25 protein-coding genes are annotated in these 25,848 nt (G+C 67.2%); 9 read left to right on the forward strand and 16 right to left on the reverse strand.

The window, feature by feature from the left end:
• The 5 genes from glnE to B1A74_RS06400 form a co-directional block, all read left to right on the forward strand.
• Nucleotides 1-2,821: bifunctional [glutamate--ammonia ligase]-adenylyl-L-tyrosine phosphorylase/[glutamate--ammonia-ligase] adenylyltransferase (gene glnE / locus B1A74_RS06380; RefSeq protein ID WP_143592235.1), on the forward strand; the 2,821-nt coding region annotated here is incomplete at its 5' end.
• A 35-nt stretch (nucleotides 2,822-2,856) separates the two neighbouring features.
• Entirely contained in the window at nucleotides 2,857-3,777 is a 921-nt protein-coding gene (locus B1A74_RS06385; RefSeq protein ID WP_018947475.1) for a branched-chain amino acid transaminase, read from the forward strand.
• A 35-nt stretch (nucleotides 3,778-3,812) separates the two neighbouring features.
• Nucleotides 3,813-4,040 (forward strand): zinc-finger domain-containing protein, encoded by a 228-nt coding sequence (locus tag B1A74_RS06390; protein ID WP_018947474.1) that lies wholly within the window; start codon nucleotides 3,813-3,815, stop codon nucleotides 4,038-4,040.
• Nucleotides 4,041-4,090: 50 nt separating this feature from the next.
• Nucleotides 4,091-5,515, forward strand: a complete 1,425-nt coding sequence (hldE, locus tag B1A74_RS06395) for a bifunctional D-glycero-beta-D-manno-heptose-7-phosphate kinase/D-glycero-beta-D-manno-heptose 1-phosphate adenylyltransferase HldE (RefSeq protein ID WP_077244117.1) — start codon at nucleotides 4,091-4,093, stop codon at nucleotides 5,513-5,515.
• Nucleotides 5,516-5,540: 25 nt separating this feature from the next.
• Nucleotides 5,541-6,350, forward strand: coding sequence for a sulfotransferase family protein (locus B1A74_RS06400; RefSeq protein WP_018947472.1), 810 nt, complete (start codon nucleotides 5,541-5,543; stop codon nucleotides 6,348-6,350).
• A 21-nt stretch (nucleotides 6,351-6,371) separates the two neighbouring features.
• Here the strand turns inward: B1A74_RS06400 and B1A74_RS06405 are convergent, their stop codons facing one another.
• The 10 genes from B1A74_RS06405 to B1A74_RS06450 all read right to left on the reverse strand — a co-directional run bounded on the left by B1A74_RS06405 (nucleotide 6,372) and on the right by B1A74_RS06450 (nucleotide 15,958).
• Complete coding sequence (locus B1A74_RS06405; protein ID WP_077244118.1) at nucleotides 6,372-7,655, reverse strand: hypothetical protein; 1,284 nt, start codon at nucleotides 7,653-7,655, stop codon at nucleotides 6,372-6,374.
• Nucleotides 7,630-8,310: a sulfotransferase family 2 domain-containing protein gene (locus B1A74_RS06410; protein ID WP_077244119.1), complete on the reverse strand. Its 681-nt coding sequence runs from the start codon at nucleotides 8,308-8,310 to the stop codon at nucleotides 7,630-7,632. The genes B1A74_RS06405 and B1A74_RS06410 overlap by 26 nt, the downstream gene beginning before the upstream one ends.
• 49 nt (nucleotides 8,311-8,359) lie before the next feature.
• A complete protein-coding gene (locus B1A74_RS06415) occupies nucleotides 8,360-8,962 on the reverse strand; it encodes a hypothetical protein (protein ID WP_018947469.1) in 603 nt (200 codons plus the stop codon).
• Nucleotides 8,959-10,101, reverse strand: a complete 1,143-nt coding sequence (locus tag B1A74_RS06420; protein WP_077244120.1) for a glycosyltransferase — start codon at nucleotides 10,099-10,101, stop codon at nucleotides 8,959-8,961. Before B1A74_RS06420 ends, B1A74_RS06415 begins: the two co-directional genes overlap by 4 nt.
• Nucleotides 10,098-10,859 (reverse strand): 3-deoxy-D-manno-octulosonic acid kinase, encoded by a 762-nt coding sequence (locus B1A74_RS06425; protein WP_279625490.1) that lies wholly within the window; start codon nucleotides 10,857-10,859, stop codon nucleotides 10,098-10,100. Before B1A74_RS06425 ends, B1A74_RS06420 begins: the two co-directional genes overlap by 4 nt.
• Nucleotides 10,860-10,946: 87 nt before the next feature.
• Nucleotides 10,947-11,903, reverse strand: coding sequence for a sulfotransferase (locus tag B1A74_RS14145; RefSeq protein ID WP_143592236.1), 957 nt, complete (start codon nucleotides 11,901-11,903; stop codon nucleotides 10,947-10,949).
• Nucleotides 11,900-12,655, reverse strand: a complete 756-nt coding sequence (locus B1A74_RS14475; RefSeq protein WP_244269183.1) for a sulfotransferase family 2 domain-containing protein — start codon at nucleotides 12,653-12,655, stop codon at nucleotides 11,900-11,902. Before B1A74_RS14475 ends, B1A74_RS14145 begins: the two co-directional genes overlap by 4 nt.
• 221 nt (nucleotides 12,656-12,876) lie before the next feature.
• On the reverse strand, nucleotides 12,877-13,809 hold the full coding sequence (locus tag B1A74_RS06440) for a glycosyltransferase family A protein (RefSeq protein ID WP_077244123.1): 933 nt from the start codon (nucleotides 13,807-13,809) through the stop codon (nucleotides 12,877-12,879).
• A 2-nt stretch (nucleotides 13,810-13,811) separates the two neighbouring features.
• A complete protein-coding gene (locus B1A74_RS06445; RefSeq protein WP_244269184.1) occupies nucleotides 13,812-15,215 on the reverse strand; it encodes an O-antigen ligase family protein in 1,404 nt (467 codons plus the stop codon).
• 14 nt (nucleotides 15,216-15,229) lie between these two features.
• Complete coding sequence (locus B1A74_RS06450; RefSeq protein WP_077244125.1) at nucleotides 15,230-15,958, reverse strand: sulfotransferase family 2 domain-containing protein; 729 nt, start codon at nucleotides 15,956-15,958, stop codon at nucleotides 15,230-15,232.
• Nucleotides 15,959-16,171: 213 nt separating this feature from the next.
• On the opposite strand from B1A74_RS06450, the gene B1A74_RS06455 reads away from it, so the two are divergent.
• Complete coding sequence (locus B1A74_RS06455; RefSeq protein ID WP_077244126.1) at nucleotides 16,172-17,272, forward strand: glycosyltransferase; 1,101 nt, start codon at nucleotides 16,172-16,174, stop codon at nucleotides 17,270-17,272.
• Between the two features lie 17 nt (nucleotides 17,273-17,289).
• Here B1A74_RS06455 and B1A74_RS06460 read toward each other — a convergent pair whose 3' ends face one another.
• The 6 genes from B1A74_RS06460 to B1A74_RS06485 form a co-directional block, all read right to left on the reverse strand.
• Complete coding sequence (locus B1A74_RS06460; protein WP_077244127.1) at nucleotides 17,290-18,195, reverse strand: sulfotransferase family protein; 906 nt, start codon at nucleotides 18,193-18,195, stop codon at nucleotides 17,290-17,292.
• Nucleotides 18,192-19,031 carry a sulfotransferase domain-containing protein gene (locus B1A74_RS06465; protein WP_024328242.1) on the reverse strand — a complete coding sequence of 280 codons (840 nt, stop codon included), beginning with the start codon at nucleotides 19,029-19,031 and terminating at the stop codon, nucleotides 18,192-18,194. The genes B1A74_RS06460 and B1A74_RS06465 overlap by 4 nt, the downstream gene beginning before the upstream one ends.
• Before the next feature lie 2 nt (nucleotides 19,032-19,033).
• Nucleotides 19,034-19,768: a sulfotransferase family 2 domain-containing protein gene (locus B1A74_RS06470; RefSeq protein WP_077244128.1), complete on the reverse strand. Its 735-nt coding sequence runs from the start codon at nucleotides 19,766-19,768 to the stop codon at nucleotides 19,034-19,036.
• Between the two features lie 64 nt (nucleotides 19,769-19,832).
• The gene (locus B1A74_RS06475; protein WP_077244129.1) at nucleotides 19,833-20,978 is read right to left on the reverse strand and encodes a glycosyltransferase; all 1,146 of its coding nucleotides are present in this window, start codon (nucleotides 20,976-20,978) and stop codon (nucleotides 19,833-19,835) included.
• Nucleotides 20,971-22,065, reverse strand: a complete 1,095-nt coding sequence (locus tag B1A74_RS06480) for a glycosyltransferase family 9 protein (RefSeq protein ID WP_077244130.1) — start codon at nucleotides 22,063-22,065, stop codon at nucleotides 20,971-20,973. The genes B1A74_RS06475 and B1A74_RS06480 overlap by 8 nt, the downstream gene beginning before the upstream one ends.
• The gene (locus B1A74_RS06485) at nucleotides 22,055-23,086 is read right to left on the reverse strand and encodes a lysophospholipid acyltransferase family protein (RefSeq protein ID WP_077244131.1); all 1,032 of its coding nucleotides are present in this window, start codon (nucleotides 23,084-23,086) and stop codon (nucleotides 22,055-22,057) included. Before B1A74_RS06485 ends, B1A74_RS06480 begins: the two co-directional genes overlap by 11 nt.
• Before the next feature lie 140 nt (nucleotides 23,087-23,226).
• On the opposite strand from B1A74_RS06485, the gene B1A74_RS06490 reads away from it, so the two are divergent.
• Genes B1A74_RS06490 through B1A74_RS06500 form a run of 3 tightly spaced genes read left to right on the forward strand, consistent with a single transcriptional unit; the run spans nucleotide 23,227 to nucleotide 25,651 of the window.
• Nucleotides 23,227-23,802 carry an SIS domain-containing protein gene (locus tag B1A74_RS06490; protein ID WP_018947453.1) on the forward strand — a complete coding sequence of 192 codons (576 nt, stop codon included), beginning with the start codon at nucleotides 23,227-23,229 and terminating at the stop codon, nucleotides 23,800-23,802.
• Complete coding sequence (gmhB, locus tag B1A74_RS06495; protein ID WP_018947452.1) at nucleotides 23,799-24,371, forward strand: D-glycero-beta-D-manno-heptose 1,7-bisphosphate 7-phosphatase; 573 nt, start codon at nucleotides 23,799-23,801, stop codon at nucleotides 24,369-24,371. Before B1A74_RS06490 ends, gmhB begins: the two co-directional genes overlap by 4 nt.
• Nucleotides 24,371-25,651 carry a 3-deoxy-D-manno-octulosonic acid transferase gene (locus B1A74_RS06500; protein WP_077244132.1) on the forward strand — a complete coding sequence of 427 codons (1,281 nt, stop codon included), beginning with the start codon at nucleotides 24,371-24,373 and terminating at the stop codon, nucleotides 25,649-25,651. Before gmhB ends, B1A74_RS06500 begins: the two co-directional genes overlap by 1 nt.
• The last annotated feature ends 197 nt before the right edge of the window (nucleotides 25,652-25,848 follow it).

A 25,848-nucleotide genomic window follows, 5' to 3' on the forward strand; every position in this document is an offset into this window, starting at 1 on the left:
GATACGCGGGATGGCGCCGGCCTTCAGCCATTACCTGGCGCAGACGGTCCGGCGCCATCCCGCGTATCTGCTCGAGGCGCTGGACGACGGGGGGCACATGCCCGCCTGTAACGACGCGGACTTTCATGCAGTCCTGCAGGCCCGGGTGGACGCGGCGGAGGACGAGGACGGCCTGCGTCGGGCGCTGCGCGAGACGCGCCATCGCGAGCTGCTGCGGATTGGCTGGCGCGACCTGGCCGGCGCGGCGGACCTGGAAGAAGTCATGCACGATCTCAGCCGCCTGGCGGATGGCCTGATCGGTGCGGCGCTGGGGTGGCTGGATACGCGTTACCGCGAGCGCCACGGCCAGCCGCGCAGCGCCGAGGACGGATCGCCGCAGTCGCTGGTGGTGCTGGGGCTGGGCAAGCTGGGTGGCGGCGAGCTGAATTTCTCCTCGGACATCGATCTGATCTTTGCCTTCGAGGAGAACGGTGAGACCGACGGCGCGAAGCCGCTGGACAACCCGACCTATTTCCAGCGCCTCGGCCGGGCGCTGATCGCGGTGCTGTCCGAGGTGACCGCGGACGGCTTCTGCTACCGGGTCGACATGCGCCTGCGGCCGTTCGGGGATACCGGCCCCCTGGCGATGCACTTCGACGCGATGGAGGATTACTACCAGGCCCATGGTCGGGAGTGGGAACGCTACGCGCTGATCAAGGCGCGGGTGATCGCCGGGGACGTCGAGGCCGGCGGGCGCCTGATGCGCCGGCTGCGCCCGTTCATCTATCGCCGTTACCTGGATTACGGCTCGCTGGCCAACCTGCGCCAGCTCAAGCAGATGATCAACGACGAGTCCGCGCGCAAGGGGCGGTTCGAGGACGTCAAGCACGGCGAGGGCGGGATCCGCGAGATCGAGTTCATCGGCCAGGCCTTCCAGTTGATCCGCGGGGGACGCGATCAGGCCCTGCAGCGGCGCGACCTGCTGGGCGTGCTGGCGGTGCTCGGGGAGCGCGAGCTGCTGCCCGATTACGTGGTGGAACAGCTGGAGCGCGGTTATCGTTTCCTGCGGCGGGTGGAGAACCGCCTGCAGATGCTCAACGACCAGCAGACCCACCGTCTGCCGCGCGAGGGCGATGACCGCGCGCGCCTGGCGCTGGCCATGGGGTTCGAGGACGAGGGCAGTTTCGAGGCCGCGCTGGTACGCGAACAGCACCGGGTCCATGCCCATTTCGATCAGGTCTTCGTTGCCCCGCAGCGGGCCGGCGAAGAAAGCATGGAGGACTCGCCGGAGGCCGATCGCGAACAGCAGATCCAGCGGCTGTGGATGGGCACGCTGAACGAGGACGAGGCCCGTGAGGCGCTGGCCGGACTCGGCTTCAACGATCCCGGGTCGGCCTTCGCCGGCATCAATGATCTGCGCGAAAGCCCCGGGGTGCGGGCGATGAGCACCACCGGGCGTCAGCGTCTCGACCGGCTGATGCCGTTGCTGCTGGGGGCCATCGCCGAGCAGGACGCGCCCGACGATGTCCTGCCGCGGGCGCTGCAGCTGATTCGCACCATCGCGCGGCGCTCGGTGTATCTGTCGCTGTTGGTGGAAAACCCGCTGGCGCTGTCCCAGCTGGTGCGCCTGGTGGGCGCGAGTCCGTGGATCAGCGACCAGCTGACCCATCATCCCCTGCTGCTGGACGAACTGCTGGATCCGCGCGCGCTGTACGCTCCGCCGGACCGCGAGGGCCTGCAGGCGGAACTGGAGGACGAGCTGGCACGCTTCCCGGGGCAGGACCACGAGCAGATGCTGGACCGCCTGCGGCAGTTCAAGCAGGTGCAGACCCTGCGCGTGGCGGCGGCCGACATTACCGGGTTCCTGCCGCTGATGAAGGTCTCGGATCATCTGACCTGGCTGGCGGAGGTGCTGCTGGAACAGGTGCTGCACCTGGCCTGGGAGCACATGGTGCAGCGTTTCGGCGCGCCGCAGTGCGGCGAGGATGCCAGCGCCTGCCGTCCGGCGCGTTTCGCGGTCATCGGCTACGGCAAGCTGGGTGGCTTCGAGCTGGGCTACGGTTCGGATCTCGATGTGGTGTTCCTGCACGACAGCGATGACAGCGCCAGTGCGCGCACCGCCGGGCCGAAGGTGATCGACAACAGCGAGTTCTTTGCCCGGGTCGCCCAGCGGGTGGTGCATCTGCTGGGGGCGTTCACCGCCTCCGGGCGGCTGTACGAAGTAGACACGCGGCTGCGCCCCTCGGGTACGGCCGGTTTGCTGGTTTCCGGGCTGGAGGCGTTCCGTCGCTACCAGGACGAGTCGGCCTGGACCTGGGAACACCAGGCACTGGTGCGGGCGCGCTTCGTGGCCGGAGATCGGTTGCTCGGCGAGGACTTCGCCGCCCTGCGCCGGGAGGTTCTGACCCGTCCGCGCGATGCCGATGCCCTGCGCCGCGAGGTGGTGGAGATGCGCCAGCGCATGTTGACCGAGCACGCGTCGAAACCGGGCGATGGCTTCCACCTCAAGCGCGACCGTGGCGGTATCACCGATATCGAATTCATGGTTCAATACTGGGTTCTGGTTGCCGCGCACGAGTATCCGGCAGTGTGCGAATACCCGGACAAGATCCGCACCCTGGAGGCCCTGGGCGCCAGTGGCGTGATCGACGCCGGGTTCAGCAGCGAACTGGCCGATGCCTACCGCGATCTGCGCAACCGCATCCACCGTTTGACCCTTGCCGGGCGCGACGCCCGCGTGGAACAGCCGGATGCGGAGCTGGAGGCGGTGCGCGCGCGGGTGACGCGTGCCTGGGAGAGCGTATTCGGCGATGCCGATGTTGATGCTGCTTCCCGCGGCTGACCCGACGGAACAACACGAAACCGAGGACGCAAGCGATGTCGATGGCCGACCGGGACGGGGTGATCTGGCTGGATGGCGAGATGGTGCCCTGGCGGGATGCGAAGACCCATGTTCTGACCCACACCCTGCACTACGGGATGGGGGTGTTCGAGGGTGTCCGGGCCTATCCCACCGATCACGGGCCGGCCATCTTTCGTCTCGAGGATCACACGCGGCGCCTGTTCAACTCCGCCAAGATCCTCGGCATGACCCTGCCGTTCACCGCCGAGCGTCTGAACCGTGCACAACAGGCGGCGATCACCGAGAACAATCTCGAGAGCGCCTATCTTCGGCCGATGGCCTTCTTCGGTTCCGAAGGCATGGGCCTGCGCGCCGACAATCTCGAGGTGCACGTGATGGTGGCGGCCTGGAGCTGGGGCAGCTACCTCGGCGACGACGGCATCGAGAACGGCATCCGCATCCGTACCTCGTCGTTCAGTCGGCACCACGTGAACGTGACCATGTGCAAGGCCAAGGCCAACGGCAATTACATGAACTCGATGATGGCCCTGCAGGAGGCCACCCGGTGCGGATATGACGAGGCCATGCTGCTGGACACCGAGGGCTACGTGGCCGAGGGCAGCGGCGAGAACATCTTCATCATCAGCGGCGGCGTGATCTACACGCCGGACCTGACTTCGGCGCTGGACGGCATTACCCGCCGCACCGTGATCGAACTGGCGGCCGAGGAGGGCTTCCGCGTGGTGGAGAAACGCATCACCCGCGACGAGGTTTACATCGCCGACGAGGCCTTCTTCACCGGGACCGCCGCCGAGGTCACCCCGATCCGCGAGGTGGACGACCGGCCGATCGGTACCGGCAGCCGCGGCCCCATCACCGAACTGCTGCAGTCGCGCTATTTCGACGTGGTCCACGGCCGTGACTCGCGGCATCAGGACTGGCTGACCTACGTCTGAACGGCGCGACCCCGACCCGGAGCGAGACCCGAACCATGGTGAATCCCGATACCGCCAGCCATCAGGACCAGTACACGACCGCCAATGCCGAGACGACGGTACGCGTGACCCAGCGGGATCTCCCGCTGCACTGCCCGACGCCCGGCACGGCCCTGTGGGCTTCCCATCCGCGGGTGTTCATCCCGATCGACGAGACCGAGGACGGGCGCTACCAGTGTCCCTATTGCGGCACGATCTACATCCTCGAAGACGCCGCCGACTGATCCCCCCGCCCGGGCCCGGCACGATCCCGGACCCGGGCGCAGGTACGACCATGACCCTGCCCCCCCTGGATCAGGCCCGCGTGCTGGTCGCCGGCGATCTGATGCTGGATCGCTACTGGCACGGCGCGACCGACCGCATCTCGCCGGAGGCGCCGGTGCCCGTGGTGCACGTGCGCGACATCGAGCAGCGTCCGGGCGGGGCCGGTAACGTCGCCCTGAACCTGGCCGCGCTGGGCGGTCGTCCCGACCTGGTGGGGGTGACCGGGGACGACACGGCCGCGTCCGATCTGTCCGCATTGCTGGAGGAGGCGGGTGTTCGCTGCCACTTCCGGCGCCGGTCGGGGGCCGCGACCATCACCAAGCTGCGGGTCATCAGTCGTCATCAGCAGCTGATCCGGCTGGATTTCGAGGACGGTTTCCCCGGCGCCACGGCCGGTGACCTGCTGGCGGATTTCGAACCGTTGCTGAGCGACTGCCAGGTGGTGGTGCTGTCCGACTACGCCAAGGGGGCGCTGCGCGACCCGCAGCCGCTGATCCGCGCGGCGCGGGCCGCCGGCCGCCCGGTGCTGGTGGACCCCAAGGGCACCGATTTCTCCGCCTACCGCGGCGCCAGTCTGGTCACGCCCAATCTCGCGGAACTGGAGGCCGTGGCCGGTCCCTGTCCGGACACGGCGGCGCTGGAGCGCGCGGCCACCGGTCTGCTCCGCGAGCATGGTATCGAGGCGTTGCTGGTCACGCGCGGGGCGGAGGGCATGACCCTGTTCCGTCCCGACCGGCCGCCGGTGCATCAGCCGGCCAGGGCACGCGAGGTGTTCGACGTGACCGGTGCCGGCGACACGGTGATCGCGACCCTCGCGGCCGCGGTGGCGGCCGGCGAGACGCTGGAGGATGCGATGCATCTGGCCAACCTCGCCGCCGGGATCGTGGTCGGCAAGCTGGGCACCGCGACGGTATCCCCGGACGAACTGCGCGCGGCGCGGCACGAGCCGGGGGGCGCCGATCGCGGCGTGCTGTCCCGCGCCGGGCTGATGGCCGCGCTGGAGCGCGCGCGGGCCGCCGGCGAGCGCATCGTGATGACCAACGGCTGCTTCGACCTGCTGCATGCCGGGCACGTGGCCTATCTGGAGCAGGCCCGGGCTCGCGGCGACCGGTTGGTGGTGGCGGTCAACGATGACGCCTCGGTGCAGCGCCTGAAGGGCGCCGGACGACCGGTAACCCCGCTGGAGGGCCGCATGGCCGTGCTCGCCGGGCTGGCCGCGGTCGACTGGGTAGTGCCGTTCGCCGAGGACACCCCGGCGGAGTTGATCGGCGAGATCCTGCCCGACGTGCTGGTCAAGGGCGGCGACTACAGGCCGGAAGACATCGCGGGTTATGATGCCGTCACTGCGGCCGGCGGCCGGGTCGAGGTGCTGGATTTCGTCGACGGCTGTTCGACCAGCGCGGTGATGGAGCGTATCCGACAGGGCCATTACTGAGACGAATTCCGGGGCAAAACCACACATGAAAGTACTCTATCTCGTGGGCATGGGCCGCAGCGGTTCGACCCTGCTGGACATCCTGCTGGACGCGCACAGCCAGGTGCGCGCGCTGGGCGGGGTCCGGCGCCTGGCGCATTACGCGCGCAAGCATCCCTGCCCCTGCGGCGCGCCCAGCTTCTGGGCCTGCGACTTCTGGTCGGCGGTCAACGCCCGGCTGGAGGAGCGCCTGGGCTGCAACCTGGAGACCCTGGACGTGCATGCGCGCGACCCGGCCCGTTTCAACGAGCACAACCGCACGTTGTTCGAGGTGGTCTCCGAGGTCAGCGGGGTCCCGTTCGTGACCGACAATTCCAAGTCGGTGCAGCGCCTGCGCCGGCTGATGGCCGCCCCGGACATCGAAGTGGTGCCCATCCACGTGCTGCGCGACCCGCGCGGGCGGGCGCAGTCGCTGCGCAAGCGCAAGCAGCAGAACTACCTCCCCACCTTCTCCTATTCCCATCGCTCGCTGCGGCTGTACCACCTGCTGCGCAACGAGCCGCACATCGTGGTGAACTACGAGAAGCTGGCCTACGACCCCGAGGACCAGCTGCCGAAGCTGATGGAGCGTCTGGGGCTGGAGTTCGAGCGCCCGCAGCTCGACTCCTGGGCGGAGATGGCGCATCACAACATCGGCTCGGCGGATGTCTTCCGCAAGACCGAGGGGAGCGTGATCTGGCCGGACGATGCCTGGAAGCAGGTGATCCCGCCGTACATGCAGCGCATCCAGAACGTGATCGCCTGGCCCGGACGGGTCGCCAACGACGCCAAGGAGCGTCGCTGGGGTCTGGACTGACGCACCCGCGTCCGCAGCCGGTCAGCGCGCCTCGCCGACCCGCAGCAGCCACTCCCGGTCGTGCTGCGCGGCACGCAGAAAGCCGCGCGCCCTCGGCCGGGCAAAGGCCAGCGGCAGCGGATCGAGGATCCACAGGTTCCGGCCGTCGCTGCCCAGCATGCGCGGATCCCGCCCGCGGAACCGGATCCCGTAGTCCCGCAGACCCGCCCACAGCGTCTCGGCCGCTTCCGGACCGGGCGGAGGGCCGCCGTCCGTCAGCGGGTGCATGTCCGGGATCGCCTCCTGGACCAGCCAGATCATGCCGCAATCCGCAGCGACCACCGCCACCGGCCGCGGCACCGCCAACCCCAGCCGCCGGAGGGTGAGCGCATGGCTCCAGACCCGACGCGCGACCCGGCGGGTGAGGGCCGGGCGCAGCAGGGCAGGCAGGGTCTGCCAGGGGGCGTCGATGCGTCGGGCCCGCAGCTCGTTGTTCGCCGGGGTCTCGGGTAGCTCGCCGGCCGCGTACAGCTGGCGGGCGATCTCGCCGGCCTGCTCACGGGTGATGCTGCGCCGGTCGTGGATGATCCCGAGGTCGTCGCTGCGAAAGCGCGGATAGTGTTTCCAGCCCCGTGCCGCGCGGTGCGCAACCCGGCGGGCGTGGCGGACGCGGGCGTGGCGCAGTGCCCGCAGGAAACGCTCCAGCTCGGCCTCGCTCGCGTCCCAGCCGCGCAGCTCGTGGTAGCGCCGGAAGCCCTCGCGGATGCGCGCCTCGGGCACGCGGGTCTTGGACGCGTACAGCCGCTGCAGGTGGCGCAGGGCGGCTCGCCGTCCGAGGGCGGCTCCACGCTGGCGTACCCGGTCCCCGTCGATCGCGTACAGCTTTCCGTCGCGGGGGATGAAGTTCAGCCAGTTGAGATCGTTCTGCACGACGCCGGCGCGGTGGTGTTCGGCCAGGGTGGTCAGCAGCCGGGCATGGGCCTCGTGCCCGGGATCGCCGCCGGGCGGTGGCCAGGGGGTATCCGCCTCGACCAGGTCCAGCACCAGCAGCCACGCGCGGTATTGCGGGCAGTAGCCGGCGTGGTGCAGCGCCGGCGCCGGCACGCCGGCCGCCTCCAGTCGGCGTGCCCCGCGGGCGCCACGGCGCCATTCGGCCCACTGCGCGATGCGCCCGAGATAGAACTTGGCGACCACCACACGGCCGTCCGCCAGCCGGGCGCGAAAGATCCGCCGCTTGCCCGGGTACTCGTGGAGGCAGTCCTCCAGCGCGAGGGGGCCGAGCCCGGCGACTTCCGGGCGGTCACCCGTTTGCGGCGTTGGGGCCATCGAATTCGTAGCCCAGCAGGTCCAGGTCGCGGCGGTAATGCTGCGCCACCATCTCCGCCAGGGTGTCGTCGTAGTAGCTGCGGTAGTCGTCGCGTTCGCTGGCGCGGCGCAGATGCGGAAGCTCGGGCGTCGGGATCCCGATGCGCTGACAGATCGTGGCGAAATCCTCGTGCAGGTTCTCGTAGCGGCCGATGAAATCCACGATCACCCGCCCCTGCAGATCCACGATGTATTCGTGCTGCAGCTCCGCCGAGGTGTCCAGCATGTAGTCGTACGGCCGTTCGGGGTCGAATTTCAGCCGCAGGAAATCGCCGAAGGTGCTTGTGCCCTCCAGTACTTGGGGCTTCTCCCGCTGGATGTGGTGCCAGGAGCTCACCTGCAGATCCCAGGGATTGCGCACGATCGCGCACTTGAACAGCTCGCGGTAGACCGGCTCCGGCAGCATCTCCTTCGCCGCGATCGCCTTCGCGTGCCGCGGAAACTTCAGCCCCAGCTTGTGCCGCGGCCGGGTCAGCTGACTGACCTGGCTGGCCGCCCACAGCGGAATGCTGTACCAGCCGCCCCAGCGATACGGCCGCAGCGCCGCCCGGATGCTGGTCCCGCCCGTCTTGGCGATGTGCACGAACAGGAAATTCTTGCGATAGGAAATCAGCATAAATCGGGGTTCGGCTGCGAACGGTCGCGGCATTGTAACCGCGGGCGCTTCAGGAGTCCGCGGGGTTGCGCCGCGCGTTCAGTGAGCGCAGGGCATGGAGTACGGCCTCGTCGGCGTCCCGCCGCGAGGACTGGCGGCGCAGCCAGTCGCGGTGCACGAACTGGATCTCTCCGACGACCTGCGATACCCCGGCCAGACGGGCCACCGCCAGCCGATGGTTGCCGTTCGCCACCTTGATGAATTCGCCCTCCGGGCCGATGGCCACGCCGATCTCGTCCTTGCCCAGACCGGCGACGTATCCGTTCTCCGCCATGTTGCGGGCGAGGCCACGGTACCGCTCGAGGTACTTGTCCAGTGAGCGCGCGATCTTCTCTTCGGCCTGGTCCTCGGTTTTTCCACGGGCCCGATAGTAGCGATGCAGCGCCTCGATGTGTTCGGAGCGGCTGCGTTCTTCGTCCAGTAGATGTTCCAGCAGGGCGTAGATCGGGTGCAGGTCGAAGGGTTCGGTCCGCCGGTGCCACTGCCCGCGACGCACGCGGCGGGGCAGGAACAGCCCGTCCAGGAAAAACCGGGCCTTGGATGCCGGATCGCGCTTGGCGAGGTAGCGCCGGAGTTCCCGGGTGGGCAGGTCGACGAGGACGGGCGGTTTCATGGGGTGTGTGTTTCCGGATTGGTCGTTGGCGCGATGCCCAGCGCCTCCAGATAGGCGCGGGCGCTCGTTTCGACGGTGTAGTTGGCGACGGCCTGTTGCAGCAGCCCCGGTTCGATGGGTGCCTCCAGCCCGCGGGCCATCCCTTCGGCCAGCGCGGAGGTATCGCCCATCGGGACGAGCGGGCCGAGGCGGCCCCCGGCGAGGATGTCGCGCGGACCGCTCGGGCAGTCGGTGGCCACCACCGGTGTCCCGAGCGCCATGGCTTCGACCAGGACATTGGGCGATCCCTCGAAGCGGGATGACAGCACGAACAGGCTGGCAGCGCGCATCAGCGGATACGGATTGGAGCGGAAGCCCGCCAGATCCACATGGTCGGCGATGCCCAGTTCGCGCGTCAGGCCCTGCAGGCGGTCCCGCTCCGGTCCTTCCCCCAGGATGATGAGCCGGCAGGGTCGCCGGGCATGCAGCAGCGCGAAGGCCCGCAGGAGGGTAGCGAAATCCTTTTGCGGCCGCAGTCGGCCCACCGCCAGGATCACCGGTGTTTCGCTCCGTGTGCCCGCTTCCAGCCATGGATGCTCCGCGGCTTCTTCAGCCCTGGCAATCAGGGATGGCGAGATCACCGGGTTGGCGATGACGCGGAAACGTTTCGACGGGATGCCCCCGATGCGGGCGAGGTCGTCGGCTACCGGCTGCGCCACGGCAACGATGGCATCCGCCAGCGGGTACAGTCGCCGGACGGGGCGGTAACGCAGCCATCGCTGCAGGGCGGTCTTGTCGGCCAGCGAGCCGCTGAGGTGCATCCCCATCCGCAGAACGATCCGCGTCGGGACCCGTGCCAGCCGGCGCGCTCGCAGGGCCACGCGGCCGGCGCGATCCTTGGCCGCCAGCAAGGCGTCGGGACTCTGGCGACGCAGGTAGCGGGTGACCGCGGGCAGCGCCAGCAGGGAGGTGCGCGCATCCAGCCGGATCACATTGACCTCTGCCGGGATATCTTCGACATGGCCGCCACGGGCCTTCAGCAGTAGCAGATCCACCTGCACGCCGGCATCCACGAACCCGCGCAGCAGATGGTTCATCATCTTTTCGACGCCGCCATCCCCGGTGTAGGAAACGAGTACGGCCAGCCGCGGGGTTGTCATGCCGGTTTCCGTTCCTCGTTGTAGGCCTGAAGCAGGTGCGGCCATCCGAGGGCGCCGCGTTCGCGGGTCGCCGGCCATTTGTCCAGCGAACGCCGCAGACGCGACAGGTTGTCCTGAAGCCCCCGATAGTAGCCGATCCGGCCCCGGTCCCAGTCGATCAGCCAGACCTGCCCGTTGCCCTGGATCAGGATGTTGCGGGCGTTGAGATCCGCATGCCAGGCGCCATGGGCGTGGAACCGGGCGATCACGCGCCCGACCGCATCCCACAGTTCGGGCGTGTCCTTTCCGTCCCCGATCCATTCGTCCAGCGGGTGGCTGTCCGGGATGCGTTCGCTCAGCAGATCGCCACGATACACCGGCCCGTGGCGGCAGACCCGTGCGGCCCCCGGACGCGGGACCGGCAGCCCCAGTTCGTGCAGTCGCGCCATCAGGCGCCACTCGCGCACAGGACGGCTGCGTTCCAGCCCGGTCCACAGGTAGGTATCCGTGGCAACCCGGGCCATCAGTCCGCCCCGCCAGTAATGGCGCAGGACCCAGTCGCGCCCCTCGTGACGCAGGAAGTGGGTCGCACGCCGACCGCTGCTGCTGCCGGTCCACTGACCTCGTGCCCGCAATGACTCGGGGTCGAACAGGTCGTTATTGCACTCCCGGAGCATTCCGGGGTCGGACAGGATACGGCACTGTCGCCTCCGCGGATGGGAGCGCCAGTGTTCAAGTGCGGGCTCGTCGACCTGTCGTGGATTGTCCATGAGGATCACTGGTATTCCAGCCGGGGAATGGCAGGATGAGGGTCCATGTTCCGCTGGCACTCGTCACCGAGGCTCTCTTGAGAGACACACGACGTTTCAGTGGCGTCGCACGCGATGGGTGAGACCGGTCATCCAGAGCGAAAAAGCCTCTTTCCAGTGGCCCGCTCGCGCTCGCCCACGGGCTGCGCGGGAGCAGAGCCTCGGGCGTATCAGCCCGCACCGGACAGCGTGATGAGCCATCACCTCGGCTTCGCGGTCGTTATCCCGTTCAAGAATCTCGGACAACATGGCATAGGGTTTCGGCTGGTCCGGCTCGTGCTGGATCGCGCAGCGCAGATGCTCCCGGGCTTCCCTAACCCTTCCGACATTCAGGAGGTTGGTAGCCAGGAAATACCGGGCATCAGATTTGTATGGGCAAGCCTCCACCCACTCGCGGCTTGTCTTCATATCCTCGGGGGACGGGCGTCCCGAAAGCCGGGGGAGGGGTATCGGATCGTGTCCCAGAAATGCGCAGATTTGTTCCCCGGCGTTGCCGTCTGCGATGTCCACAGTACAGAGCCGATCTGCCTCGCCCAGATGTTTCTCAAAATACTCCCGTACCTGATGCGTGTGTTGTTCGTGGATTTCTGCAAGCCTTCCCTTCGGAATCTCAGGCAATCGCTGGATGTTTGCATCCACGTAGAGACGGTACTGAATCCGGTTGTAGGGTGACAGTTTCCGGTCCTTCATATGTCCGCGGGCGCTACGTTCCCAGTGGTCAGGGTCGCGATGGACAAGTATGAAGCGACTATCTGGCCAGCGCTCGGCGAGCTGCGGGTAAAGGCCCGGAAACGGGACGTCGCTGAAGGCGTCACGCGACTCAATGAGTGGGGTCAGCCGTTGTAGTACCCGTTCAGGGTTATCCTCCAGCCCACGTACTGCCTCCATCAGATTCTCGCCATTGAAGAATTTGGGGAAATGGAGTGTGGTGTACCCCAGGCTGGACAGAAGGATGTCCGTGCTGCGAGTCATCGTGCGGTGCAGGGAGATCACAAAAATCTTGCTTTTCGTCACGGGCACTCCTCGAACTCGAAACCCAGCAACTGGATCTCCCTTGCGAAGAAGACCTCGACAATCCTTCGCGTCTCGTCATCATAAAGGCTTACCACATCCCGGGCTTTGCGATACCCCCCCTTGGCAGAAAGGCCCCGCAGAGTTTCACCTACATCCTCCGGTAGTCCAAGCTCACGGGACACGTCGCCCAGCTCTTCGTTCAGCCGGTCATAGCGGATCAATCGATCTACGCCAAGGATGCCGTTGACGGTGTAGCAGTCGAAATTGCTCTTCAGTCCGTTCCCGGACAGAATGAAGTCCCGGAATGAAAGCCCCGTCTTCCGCTTCTTGGGATCCCAGAAGTACCGAGACACCATTTTATCCCAAGGGTTTCTTTCAATGGAAAATTTGTAGTACGAGTTCCAGATTTCTTCGCCCACGCGCTCACGTATCGCCCTGGCGGGCATGTGATCCCAGTAGCGCTTGGGGGCGCGGGTTGTCGCTCGCAGGGCCTTTTCCGGGTTGCCTGATCGAGTGCCGACAGATGAACGAAGCCAGCGTGGCCATTGTCGGGGCGTCAGGGTGCGCAATGCCTGTTCGAAGTTCTGTGCTGTAGGATAGCCGCGTTGGTAGCGTTCCTTCTCATCACCCCAGGTAAGTGGAGTGATGATGTCTTCGGGGCCCATGAACCTTGAAAGGGCCATTTCCACCGATGTCCCGCCGACCTTTCCGGTCTTGATGAAGATAAACTTGTATTCATGAGAGATCAGCATGTCAATAGCCCGTCTCGGAAAGATCGGTCTCAAGCGATTGGGGCAACTTTGTATTGCCGCCATGAACCGTTTCGTTTGCTCGTGCCCACAAATCCAGAATCGGGAATTCGGTTAGCCGCTCCCGGTATTTCTGTTTCCTATGCAGCTCCATCGGCAGTCCATGCGTTTTGTCCGCAGTTGGATGTGATTCAGTCCCTGGTATCCCGACGTGGATGAGGAGCTCATTCACCGGAGCGCTCTTCATGGCTGCGGCCCTTGTTCCTTGCGCGAGCGGCCTCCTTCTTTTTCTTGTGTTTCAGACGTCGATGAATGAAGCGAATGGATTTCGTCGCATCTTCGAAGAGCCATTGTTGGTCTTCCTTCATGCCGGTCGGCCGGAGCACCTCCTGGGCAAGCGGCAATCTGCTCAGGTCGCGTTCGTAAAGCCACTTCACTTCGGACGGGGTCATGGGTTCGTACGGATAGAATCCGACTTCCCGATACCATTCGGCGAAGCGGTGAAGGAGGCTCTTGCGCCGGAATTTTGAACTCTCGGCATTGGGGAGCCACATCATGAATGGATACGGTGTAAACCCCATTCTGACGCCGAGTTCGCGAGCCTGCTGGTTGTTTTCGCCTTCGGTGGGCATGAAGCCCCAGTCGGCTTCACGCAGGCGAGCCGTGTGAAACAGCCCGGTGGCAGCAAAATGGGCGCGGCGGCTGACTGAGTCATCGCGGAAATAAACTGGCACTTCCGGGTCGATGTGGAAGTTGAGCGAACCGGGGCGCCGGTTGGCCTTGAGGAATGTGGTGGCAAGTTCCACGGCTTCCGGATGGACTGCGAAAAAGCGCTTCCAGTGTTGCTCGTCCCGTTCGTCCAGATCCCGCACGATCTGCTGGTCGTCCTGGATGAACAGGGCCAGGTCGTCACCGTCGCGATCATCCAGGGCCTGCTGCATGTTGGCGTAGAGACCGCCCAGATATGCGGTGCTTGCGCGATCGTTGCGTATGACACGGATCCTCTCGCCGAACGCTTCCAGCGCGGTGTCCACTGCGGGGTCGGTGCTGCCGTCATCCATCACCGTAACGGGATACTGGGGTGCATGCCGAAACAGCGAGTCGAGGCAATTGTGCAGGTAACGGCCCCGGTTGTAGGAAAAGACGACAATCCGCACGGTTAGCTCGGTTCGTTGGATTGAGTGGGGCGGGTAGCTGGGCGGATGGGGTCCCATCCGAGTTTTCGGGCGAATGCGGCGGCCCACATTACCCCGAACATTATCCCATACAGGTGTTCAACCCGGAAACGATTGAGATTTGCACTGGCCAGTGATGCGACCAGGAACGTTATCAGGAACGCAGCTGCCGCAAGTGCGAGGAAGCGCGCTGCATTGTTTCGTCTCAGCTGAATCCGTATTTCATTCATGGAGAGCAGGATTGTCATGATGATGAATGCGTATCCGATGCTTCCAAACCGGAGCATTATCTCAAGGTGGCCGTTATGGAAATGCCCCTGTCGGCCTTCAAGGACCTCGGGAAGATCAGGGTCCTCGAATCGGAGATATCGCGGATCAGCTGGCCCGTATCCCATCATCGGGCGTTCCATGAGATATCCGAACCCTGTCACTAGATAAGCGGCCCGGATGGCCTGCCCGTCCGAGGGCAGCTCTTCGATCCAGTTGCTCGGTGGCGTGGTGATCATAGCCCGGAGAAATTCACCCTGGTCGCCCGCGGCCCACCGGTCCTGAATATTGTCCCATGATGCGGCGAGTACCCCTGCCGCCGTCATTAGGCCGAGCAGAATGGTGACGCCGACCGTGCGAGAATGTTTCGCCGAGAGTTCCCGGCGGCCGAACCAGAGCATGGCCGGCACCAGGAATACGAGACCGATCAGAGTCGCAAGCCAGATGGTTCGGGCCTGAAATACGACGATGCCGACCAACGCCACGGTCGTTGCGCAGACCCAGAGGGTGATGCGCCATACCAGTCCCCACCCCCGTGTCTGCCCCAGCAGGGCGGGTGCCAGGGCGAGAGCCGCTAGAACCAGGGTCGCGAGTTTGAGGCCATCGATCCAGGGGTTGACACCCTCCATGTAGCGATGTCCTTCGAAAATGGCGGCATGCAGCTCCGATAAGGAAAAGCCGCTGGCCAGCATCAGCAGGAAGCCCAGCGCCCAGGTGACCACGACCCCGAGCGAATGACGGATCCAGTTGCCGCTCGCTGCCAGCATCAGGCCCACCAGCAGGATGGGGAGTGGCCCGGTTCGGACCCAGTCACCGGTTCCCTCCCATTGTTCGGCAGCCATGTCGGGGCGTTCTAAAAGCGCCGCTGCTGCCCCCCGCCCTATGACGTAGAGGATGAACCCCACCGTTACCCAAAGCATCGGGGAACTGCGCAGAGCCGCCCAGTGCTGGATGACGATAATGATGGCCAGCACCAGCATGATTGCCTGGAACAGCTGGCCCAGCGATATGCTGATGGACCCGAAGAAGGCGAAGCCGTATGCCGAGCCAATGGCCCAGTGCCTGAGTGGCCCGAGGCCTTGTTTGCCCTCGGTGCCGGGCTCAGCGGTTGATTCCATCATGATCATCGCGGCGCTTAAAATTGATATCCGAAGGCTCGGATCTCGGGTTCGCAGACCCGTTCGATCAGGGTCCTGTCTGATTGGCCGAGTACATCCCGGTATGAGCGCGTGTCCTTCCGGAATCCGCCTTTGGCTTTTTGTTCAGGTAGTTGTAATTGCGTCGCGTCGACCCGGAGCGTTTGCGCGAGTTCCGCCAGATCCGACTCGAGCCGTTCGTAAAGAAGAACCCGGTCGACGAGGAGGTCATCGTCGATGGCGTAGTGTGCCCAGTTGGAGATCCACTGAGGCTTGTTTTTCTCCATCCAGACCAGGTACTCGGACACGCTGGGGAAATCCGTCTGCCCCTGTTCTTCGCGTCGGCCCTTCATCCACCAGTACCGCGACAGGGCACGGTCCCATGGGTTACGCTCGACCGTGACCTTGAGATAGCTGTCCCATACATGGCGAGGAAGCAGCGCGCGAAGAGTTCGTGCAGTAGTGTGCTGCCTCCAGCGTGCGCGTTGTCCCTGCGTCAGCAGCCGGCGCCACTCCCGGAACCCGCGGTGTGCACGAACGGGCTTCCGGTCACCGGTGGGGCCATAGCCGCCCTCTTCCTGTCGGAGTCTTTCTTCGCCCCGCTCCGAGCTCAGGCGCGTGACGATGTCTCCGGGGCCGCACAGGCGGGAGAGCGCGATCTCGATGCTGCTGCCGGCGGTTTTGCGGGTCTTGATGAAGATGAAGCGGTGCCGGTGGCAAACGATCATCCGGCGGGGCCCCCGGTGTTTGGCGAGAATATCGGTCTTATTACACCACAAACCGAGCAGGGCCGACCAGGTGAGCGGCTCACTTGAGCCTGACACGGTTAAGCCGGGTGTGGAATTTCGCAGGATGTATCATATGTGTACACGAGATCGAGTATGGTGCGTGCGCGCCTTCATTCCGGCCGGTTAACGGGGGCGACAGCATTGAACTCGCAATTGGTGATTTTTGCACCCTTCAAGGCCTGGGGCGGGATCGAGCGCAAGATGCTGATCCTGAGTCGGGAGTTCCTGCAACTGGACATCCGGCCCCGGCTTGTGCTGACCCGCGGCGGACAGGTGCCCTACCCGGAGGAACTCCCGGCGGCCGTGGAGGTAGTGGATCTTCAGAGCAGGGGTAAATTCGACAGCCTGTTCAAGCTGCGGCGTCTGCTGCGGCAGGATCCGCCCGGGGCCGTGCTGACCGCCAAGGACCATTCGGCCAAGGTGGCGGTGCTGGGGCGCATGCTGGGGTGGGTGCCGTCGCCGGTGTTCGTGAAGGTGACCAATACTCCGAGCCAGACGTTGCGCCGCCCATTTAAGCGCCGTTCGGCGCGCTGGCTGTACCGGCATGCCGACCGGGTCATCGCGATCTCCGAAGGCGTCCGGGATGACCTGGTCGAGCATTTTGACGTGGATCCCGAACGGATCGAGGTGATCTACAACCCGACCGTAACCCCGGACATCCCCGAGCGCGTGAAGGCGCCGGTGGATCATCCCTGGTTCGCCGGTGACGGACCGCCGGTCATTGTCGGGGCCGGTCGTCTGACACCGCAGAAGGACTTTGCCACGCTGCTGGAGGCCTTCGCCCGGGTGCACGAACGGCGTGCGGTGCGGCTGGTGATCCTGGGCGAGGGCCCCCTGCGTGAAGCCCTGCTGGAGCAGGCACGGCGGCTGGGGGTGGCGGAGGCCGTTGACCTTCCCGGCTATGTCCCGGACCCGTTGCCCTATTTCGCCCGGGCCGGGGTCTTCTGCCTTTCTTCGCGTTATGAAGGGCTGGGTAACGTCCTGATCGAGGCGCTGGCGGCCGGAGCGCCGGCGGTGGCCACCGACTGTCCTTCCGGCCCGGCCGAGATCCTTCAGCACGGTCGGATCGGTCCGCTCGTGCCGGTGGGGGACGCGAATGCCCTGGCCGGGGCCCTGGAGGCGACGCTGGAAAACCCGCCCGGGGAGGAGCGGATCCGCGAAGGCCTGGATCGCTTCCGCAGCGACCGTGTCGCCCTTCGGTATGCGCAGGTCATGGGGCTGGTGAAGGCAGAGTCGACTGCGGCCCGTTCGTGAGGCGCGGCCGGCTGCCGTTATCCGGTTCTGTCGGAGACATACTCGGCAGGCGGGACATAACCGAGCCGGGCGAGCCGGTCGGATACGTTGGTGGCAAAGGCGCGCAGCTCTTCATCCTGCTGCCAGGCGTGGGCCCGGTCGGGACGAAAAGCCGCGGCCGCTGCGGCCACCCGTTCGGCATCGGGGGGGCAGCCGCAGAACTCCAGGGCCTGCGGCAGCAGTCGCGCCGGATCTCTCAGCAGGTCCTCGTAGGCGATCTCCATCGCATTGGGGCCCAGGGCCCGGACATGCTCCCGGGCCCGCTGCAGGTAGCTTTCCCACAGGGAGAAGCCGCCTTCCAGCGTGCGGCACCGTACCTGTGGAGCGAAGCCGCGCCGCGCCGGGGCGCCGGGGTGGTTGCGATACCAGCCCCGCAGGGATCGATAGCGGCGCACGCGCCGGTCGAACACCCCGCGGCGGCGGGCGCGCAGGCTTGCCGCCACATCCACGCCGTGCCGCGTGATGTGCAGCACGCGGGCCTGCGGAAAGAGCTCCAGCCACAGCGGCAGGGTGTAGGTGTTGCGCGGGTCCTTCCAGCCCCAGGGCCGGTTCTGTCCGGGCATGCCGCCGCCGCGCAGACCGCGGCGGAACCCGAGGAAGCGCAGACTGGCGGGCCCGCGCACGACCCCTTCCATGTAGTCCAGCAGCCACGGCCTGAGTGTTTCGTCCTCCAGTAGCCAGTCGAACGACTCCGGGCGGTCCCAGGTCGCGGAGGCCTCGCGGAAGAGCCAGGCGTTGATCGCGTTGGTGAAGGCCGCCTCTTCGTTGCGGCTGGCACCGACCCCCATGAAGAATCCGGCTTGTTGCAGCACCCGGGTCAGCAGGCTGGTGCCCGAGCGGTGCATGCCGATGATGATGACGGGGGGGGTCGCACGGGTGGTCATGATGCAGCGCTGTAATAGCGGTAGCCCGCGTACCAGGGGTCCAGGCGCTCGTTGATGATGGCCTCGACGTATTCGAGGCTCTCGCCGTCGAGGTATTCGCGGTAGCCGCCGACTTCGCCCTTGCGGGTCTTGTAGCTTTCGGTGTCGTCGGCGTCGCGGGCGGCCAGCGAACTGCTCCCCATCGCGTTGCGGGATTCCAGCTGGCGCATGTTGTCGAAGCGGCCGAAGTCTACCGCGGCCCGGAGTGTTTCCGTGGATACGTCCTGCATGCCGATGAATTCGAGCACCCGCCGGAGCTGGCCAGCGGTGTCGGCGTGCAGGTCTTCATAGCGCAGCAGCAGGAAATCGCCCGGCACGTCACGGTTGCGCGCCCAGATGTTGTAGAAATCGACCAATGTCTCGATCCCGCCGCGCCGCTCCCTGACATAGTCTTCCATTCGGCCCTGGTAGTTCGCGTTGCGGCGGGTCTTCTGGAAATAGGACGAAACAAGGACATCCCGGGGGTCGCGGACCATAAAGACGACCTTGCGCCCCGCATAGTCACTCTTGTCCTGCTCCAGCTCCTCCGGGAGCAGAAACTCCGGACCGCCGTCGTGGTGCTGCAGGATGTAGGGGATGTCGCGCCAGGGGCGGGCATAGCCCCGCAGGCGCAGCGGCTTGCGCAGACGGATGCCGTAATGCAACTCGAGGGACTTGCTGAGGAGCACGACCAGCCAGGTCCTCCCGCATTTGGGGTAGGAGATCAGGTGGACGTCCGCACGCCGGCGCCGCCAGCGACGCCGGATATGCTGGATGCCGCGGCGCAGCGGGCCGCGATTGCGGGAAATGGCCGCCATGTTCAGCCGTCCTCGAAACGGTAGCCGAAGGCGTCGATCTCGCGCCGGCAGACGCGGTCGATGATCGCCCGGTCGTTATCGGTCAGGATCTCGCGGTAGTCTTGCCGCCCCTGGCGAAAGCCGCTCTTGGCCCGCTGCTCGGGCAGCCGGATGTCGGTGCCGAGGCCCAGTTCCTGCTGCAGTTCCGTAAGTTCGTCATTCAGTTTTTCGTAGCGCAGAACCCGGTCCACGGCGATCTCGTCATCGATGGTGTAGTGATCCCAGTTGCTGAGCCAGTGCGGCTTGTGTTCCTCCAGCCAGGCGAGGTATTCGCTCAGGCTCGGGAAGTTATCGCGCCCCTTCTCTTCCCAGCGGTGTTTCTGCCACCAGTAGCGCGACAGGGCCCGGTCCCAGGGGTTGCGCTCGATGGTGAAGCGGAAATAGGAGTGCCAGATTCCGGGTCCGATAAAGGAACGGATCTGTGGCGCGCGAGCATGTTGTGGGTACTCGGTGCGCCGTCCCCGGAAGAGCAGCCGTCGCCATTCCTTCCATCCTCGGTGTTCGAGGGGGCGCTTGTGGCAATTAGTGGGGCCCTGACCGCCTTCGGCCCGGCGCAGCTCTTCCTCGCCGCGATTGGCGCTCAAAGGGGTGATGATGTCCTCGGGCCCGCAGGCGCGCGAAAGCCCGACTTCCAGGCTGGAGCCGGCGGTCTTGCGTGTCTTGATGAAGATGAAGCGATTGCGGTGCGAGATGATCACGATGAAGGGCCTTGTCGGGCGACTGGCTGGGTGGATTAGATCACAGGCGCGGGAACGCGACCAATCAGTGGTCGGAGGATGCCGGCGGGTGAGCGAGGCCGAGCGCGGCCAGGTAGGCGCGGGCGGAGCGCGCCGCATCGAACGGGGTGGTGGCCTGGCGCAGGGTGTCCGCCGAGGGGGGGCTGTCCAGTACCTGCTGCAGTGCTTCGGCGAGGGCCGCGTCGTCGCCCATGGGCACGACCGGGCCCTGTTGGCCGTGGCCGAGGATGTCGGCGGGGCCGGTGGGGCAGTCGGTGGTAACGGCCGGGGTGCCGCAGGCGAGGGCCTCCACCAGTACCGCGCCGGAGCCCTCGCGTCGCGAGGTCAGGGCGAAGGCATCGGCGCGGGCCATCCAGGCGTAGGGGTTGCCCTGAAAGCCGGGCAGGCACAGGTCATCCATGATGTTGAGTTCGGTTGCCAGCCCCTCGAGGGCCGGGCGTTCGCGGCCTTCGCCGAGGATGATCAGACGGGCCGGGCGTTGTTGGCGGAGGCGCGCGAAGGCGCGCAGAAGGGTGGCGAAATCCTTGCGCGGCTCCAGGGAGCCAGTGCCCAGAATGACGGGGGCGGCCGGGTCGCGGTGGTCCGCCAGCCACGGGTGATGGGGATCCTCGGTGGCCTGCTGCAGCAGGGCCGGGGTCACGATCGGGTTGGGGATGACGTGCAGATGCGGTTGAGCCACGCCGGCGAGTCGCCGCAGGTCCTCGCCGACACCGGCCGACGGAGCGATCACGGCATCCGCGCGCGGATACCAGCGTTGCATGGAGCGCCGCAGGCGCCGGGCCCGGCGTCGGGGCAGGGCCTCCAGCGTGGCGGCGACCGACATGCCCATGCGGATCGCGACCGGCATGCGCGGTCGGGCCAGTGCGCGCGCGAGCAGCGCCGCGCGATTGAGGCGGTGGCTGGCGGTGTACAGGGCGCGGGGGCGGTGGCGCAGGAGATAAGCGATCAGCGCGGGCAGGACGGTGTTGCGGTGGGCGGCCCGCAGCGGGACATGGCGGACGTTGTCCGGCAGCTCGTCGATATACGGTCCGTGCCCGCAGATCGTCACCAGGTCGAATGGCTGGTCTACGTCTGCGAATTCCTGGACCAGGTTGGCCACCACGCGATCCACCCCGCTGTGTCCGGAGGTCGCGAAGAACAGGGCGACGGGGTGTTTGGCGCGATTACGCATCGGAAGATGTCGCCTGCCTCAGTGCATCCAGGCGCTCGGTGACCTCGGCCACCGTGATGCGCTCCATCACGTTCGGTTCGCGCACGCGCCGGCCCCAGCGCAGGTCTTCGGGCGGCTTGCCGAACGCGGCCCGGCAGGCCTCGGGGTACTGGTTGACCACCCATTGCCGGCTGCAATAGGGGCCGGTGCGGTCGGGGTTCGAGCCGGCGTACAGGCCGATCACCGGGGTGCCGGTGGCGTTGGCCATGTGGGCGGGGCCGGAGTCGGGCGAGACCAGCACCTGAGCGCATTCGAGCACGGCCAGCAGCTGCTTGAGGTCGGTCCGGCCGACCAGGTTGGTGACGGGGTGCCGGCATTGCGCGGCGATGGCCTCGCCGTATTCGCGTTCCAGGTCGGTGGGGCCGCCGGTCAGCACGATGTCCATGCCATGGCGCTCGGCGGCGTGGTCGGCGACCGCCGCGTAGCGTTCCGGGGCCCAGTTGCGGAAGTTGCGAAAGCGCGCGCTGGAGCACGGGTTGATGGCGAGCCAGGGTCGGTCCGCGGGCAGGTAGCCGGCGGCCCAGGTCCGGGCTGCATCCGGCACCGGAATGTCCCAGCGCAGAAGGCGTTCGCGCACCCCGAGCGCCTCGGCGAAGCCGAAGAAGCCGTCGAGTACGTGTTCGCGCGGGCGATGGGCGATGCGGTGGCGGGTGAACAGCCACTGGAAGTCGCGCGCGCGCTGGCGGTCGAAGCCCAGGCGCTGGCGCGCGGGGACCTGCAGGCCCAGCAGGCTGGCGCGCAGCGAGACCTGCATCTGCAGCAGGACGTCAAAGCGGCGTCCGCGCAGGGCGCGGCGCAGGTCGCCGTAGGCGCGGCGGCCGCGGTTCTTGTCCACGACCACGAATTCGACCCCGGGCAGTCCTTCCAGCAGCCGGTGTTCCAGCCGCCCGATGATCCAGGTGATGCGGGTCTGCGGCCAGGCGGCCTGCAGGCTGCGCACCACCGGGACGACGTGGGTGCAGTCACCCAGGGCCGACAGCCGTAGCAGGCACAGCTCGTCCGGCGGGGCATTGATCAGCGGGCGGTCGGCCGAATACTCAGGAGGCATCGTCCGGGCCCTGTTCGCGGGCGGCCTTCTTGCGCTTTTTCTTCAGGGCCTTCTTTTTCTTGTTATTCTGCCAGGGCATGCGCCCGATATGCTTGGTGCGCAGGCCGGGATACGGGTCGGGTGCGTCCTCGGGCTGGGTCTTGAACCGCCGATGGGCCCAGAAATACTGCTGCGGCGCGTGCCGGACCGCGTCTTCCAGCACCGCGTTCATGCGGGCGGCGTCGCGGGCGCGATCCTCGCCCGGGTAGTCCTCCAGCGGCGGCCCCACCACGAACTCGTAGCCGTCGCCGGCGTCGTTCACGTAATAGAACATCGGCAGCACCCGCGCCCGGCCCATGTGTGCCAGTCGCGACAGGCCGGTGGTCGTGGAGGCCTGCATGCCGAAAAACGGCGCGAACACCTGCTCGGTGCGCCGCATGTTCTGGTCGCCGGCGTACCAGATGGTCCCGCCCTTTTTCAGCTTGCGCAGGATCCCGCGGATGTCGTCCTTGGAGATCACGCGCTCCAGCTTGCGTTCGCGGCCGTAACGCAGGGCACGTTCCAGCACCGGTTTCTTGTCCATGGGCTTGTAGATCGCGGCCATCGGTACCTGTGCGCCGAACAGCCGACCGGCCATCTCGATGCAGGAGAAATGCCCGGACAGCAGGATCACCGGGTCACCGGCCTCGTGCGCTGCCTCCAGGTGCTCCATCCCGTGGAAGCGACACGGCACGCGATCCACTGCCGGCCCGCCGAACCAGCCCAGGGCCACCTCGGCCACCCCGCGACCGGTGTAGCCGAAGTTCGCGCGCACCCAGCGTTCGCGTTCATCCGGGTCGAGGTCCGGGAAACACAGCTCGAGGTTGCGGCGCACCACGTAGCGCCGGTCCCGCGCCAGGTAGTAGAGCAGGTGGCCCAGCCCGGTGCCCAGGCGGATCGCCCAGCGCCAGGGCAGGCGGGCGAGCAGCCACAGCAGGGCGGTGGCCAGGGCCTGTCCCCAGTTGGCCGGATGCCAGGCTTGTTCGCGGCGTTGCGATGTCATCGTTGGTCGAAGTCGGGTGTCGGGTAGATAATGTTGCGCATTGTACATTCGGGACCGCCGGGACGGGGCGTCGCCGGTGGCCGTCTCCGGGGTCGCCCCCCGAAAGTGAGGAACGCGTGCAGGAAGGGATCGCAGCAGAGTTGCAGGCCGCCAGCCGGCTGTTCGGACAACTGGCCGAGGATGCGGAATTCCTCGGGGAGGTGGAGGCCGTCGCGCGGCGCTGGCTGGCCAGCCTGGATGCCGGCGGCCAGATCCTGCTCGCGGGTAACGGCGGCAGTGCGGCGGATGCCCAGCACATCGCGGCCGAGATCGTGTGCCGTTACCGCGTGGTGCGGCCGGGCGCGGCGGCGGTTGCGCTGACCACCGACACCTCGGTGCTGACGGCCATCGCCAACGACTTCGGTTACGAGCATGTGTTCGCGCGGCAGGTCGAGGCGCTGGGGCGTCCCGGCGATGTACTGGTCGGCTTCACCACCTCGGGCGAGTCCCCCAATGTGCTGCGCGCGCTGGAAACCGCCGGGCGCCGGGGCCTGACCACGGTCGCGCTGACCGGCGCGCGGGGGCTGCCCGCCGGCCCCGCGGTGGACCACCTGCTGGCGGTGCCGGACCCCGCGACCGCGCGGGTGCAGGAGGTGCACGGGCTCATCGGGCATCTGTTGTGCGCCGTGGTGGAAGATGCCCTGGTCGCCCGCGCGCAGGGCGATGCGGCGCCGTGAGCCGGCCGGCGCTGTTCCTCGACCGTGACGGCGTGATCAACGTGGATCACGCCTATGTGTACCGCCCCGAGGACTTCGATTTCATGCCCGGGATCTTCGAGCTGGTGGCCCGGGCCGGTGCCGCCGGCTACCCCGTTGTGGTGGTCACCAACCAGTCCGGCATCGGTCGCGGGTACTACGGCGAGGACGACTTCGAGCGGCTGACGCAGTGGATGCGGGCCCGTTTTGCCGAACGCGGCGGACGTCTGGATGCGGTCTATCACTGCCCGCACCATCCGCGCGATGCGCTGGAGCCCTGGCGGCGCGACTGTCCGGACCGCAAACCCGCCCCGGGCATGCTGTTGCGGGCGCGGGACGCGCTGGACGTGGATCTGGCGCATTCGGTACTGGTAGGGGACCGCCCCTCCGACCTGGAGGCCGCGCGCCGTGCCGGGGTGGGCACGCGGCTGCTGTTCGCTCCGGAGACCCCGGATGCGGAACAGGCGGCTGCGCTGCAGGCGGATCCGCAGGCACGGCGGATCCGTTCCCTGCAGGAGGCGGCGGCGCTTCTGGAGACGGAACGCTCCTGATGCGGCGCGCCGGTTACGCGGTCCTGTCACGCCTGCTGGCGCCGGTCATGGGCGCGGTCCTGTGGCGGCGTGCCGCGCGCAACCACGTCCCGGCGGCGCGCCGCCTGGAATGGTTGGGCCGGGGTGCCGCGCCGCCGTCGGGGGCATGGTGGGTGCATGCCGCCTCGGTGGGCGAGGTGGAGGCCGCCCTGCCGCTGATACGGGGCCTGCGCGAGCGATTCCCCCGGGTGTCCGTGCTGGTGACCACCACCACGCCCGAGGGCGCGGCGCGGATCACGGCGGCGGGCATCGACGACGTCCACCATCGTTTTCTGCCGCTGGATCTCCCCGGCGCCGTGCGGCGCTTCGTGGTCGCGGCCCGACCGCGTGCCGGGGTGATCGTGGAGACCGAGCTGTGGCCGCATCTGTTCGCGGCCTGCGAGCGCGCCGGGGTGCCCCTGGTGCTGGCCAGCGGCCGGCTCTCGGATCGTGCGTTCCGGCGCTATCAGCGCCAGCAGCCGCTGATCGGCGAGGTACTGGGCGTGCCCATGCGAATCCTTGCGCAGGATTCCACGGCCGCCGGGCGGTTCCGGGCACTGGGCGCGCCGCCCGGGCGGGTGGAGATCGGCGGCAACCTGAAGTTCGATCGCGATCCGCCTGCGGGCGCCGAGGGGGGCGCGGCACTGCGTGCCGCCCTGTGTTCCGCGGAGGTGCCGGTGTGGGCGGCGGTCAGTACCCGCGAGGGCGAGGACGAGGCCGTGCTGGCGGCTCATGCCGCCTTGCGCAGGCACCATCCGGACGCACGGCTGATCTGGGTACCGCGCCACCCGCAGCGTTTCGATACCGTGGCGCGGGCGGCCGCGGACGCGGGCCTGTCGGTGGCGCGACGCTCGCTGCAGGCGGACGCCCCCGGGCGCGCGGACCGCGAGGCCGACGTACTGCTGGGGGATACTCTCGGCGAGATGGGGCTCTATCTCGCGGCGGCCGACGTGGCCTTCGTCGGTGGCAGTCTGGTGCCGCTGGGCGGACAGAACCTGCTGGAGCCGGCGGCCCTGGGGCGACCGGTGCTCACCGGCCCGGACGTGTCGAATTTCGCCGCTGTCGCCCGCGCCCTGGATGCCGTGGATGCCCGCATCGAAGTCGCCGATGGCGACGCGCTGGGCGCGGCTCTGGTCGGACTGTTCGGCGACCCGGAACGAGGGCGGCGCATGGCCGTAGCCGGCCAGGATGTGGTGGCCTCCGGGCGCGGTGCCGTGGCGCGGGTCCTGGGTGTGCTGGAGGAGACGGTGGCGGCAGGCTGATTCCGTGCCGGCGCCGCCTGGCTTCCTGGCACAGAACCTGCCGATCGGTTATGGCCGGATCGAGGGCGTCCACCGGCCATGTTCGCGTGCGAGCACGCTCCCACCTTTCTGTTCGCATCACCCCGCCTGTGGGAGCGTGCTCGCACGCGAATCGGCAGGGTCCGGGTGACTCCCCGGAATCGCCGCATGACTTGCTC

The organism is Thioalkalivibrio halophilus (genome assembly GCF_001995255.1).
Classification (GTDB): Bacteria; Pseudomonadota; Gammaproteobacteria; order Ectothiorhodospirales; family Ectothiorhodospiraceae; genus Thioalkalivibrio; species Thioalkalivibrio halophilus.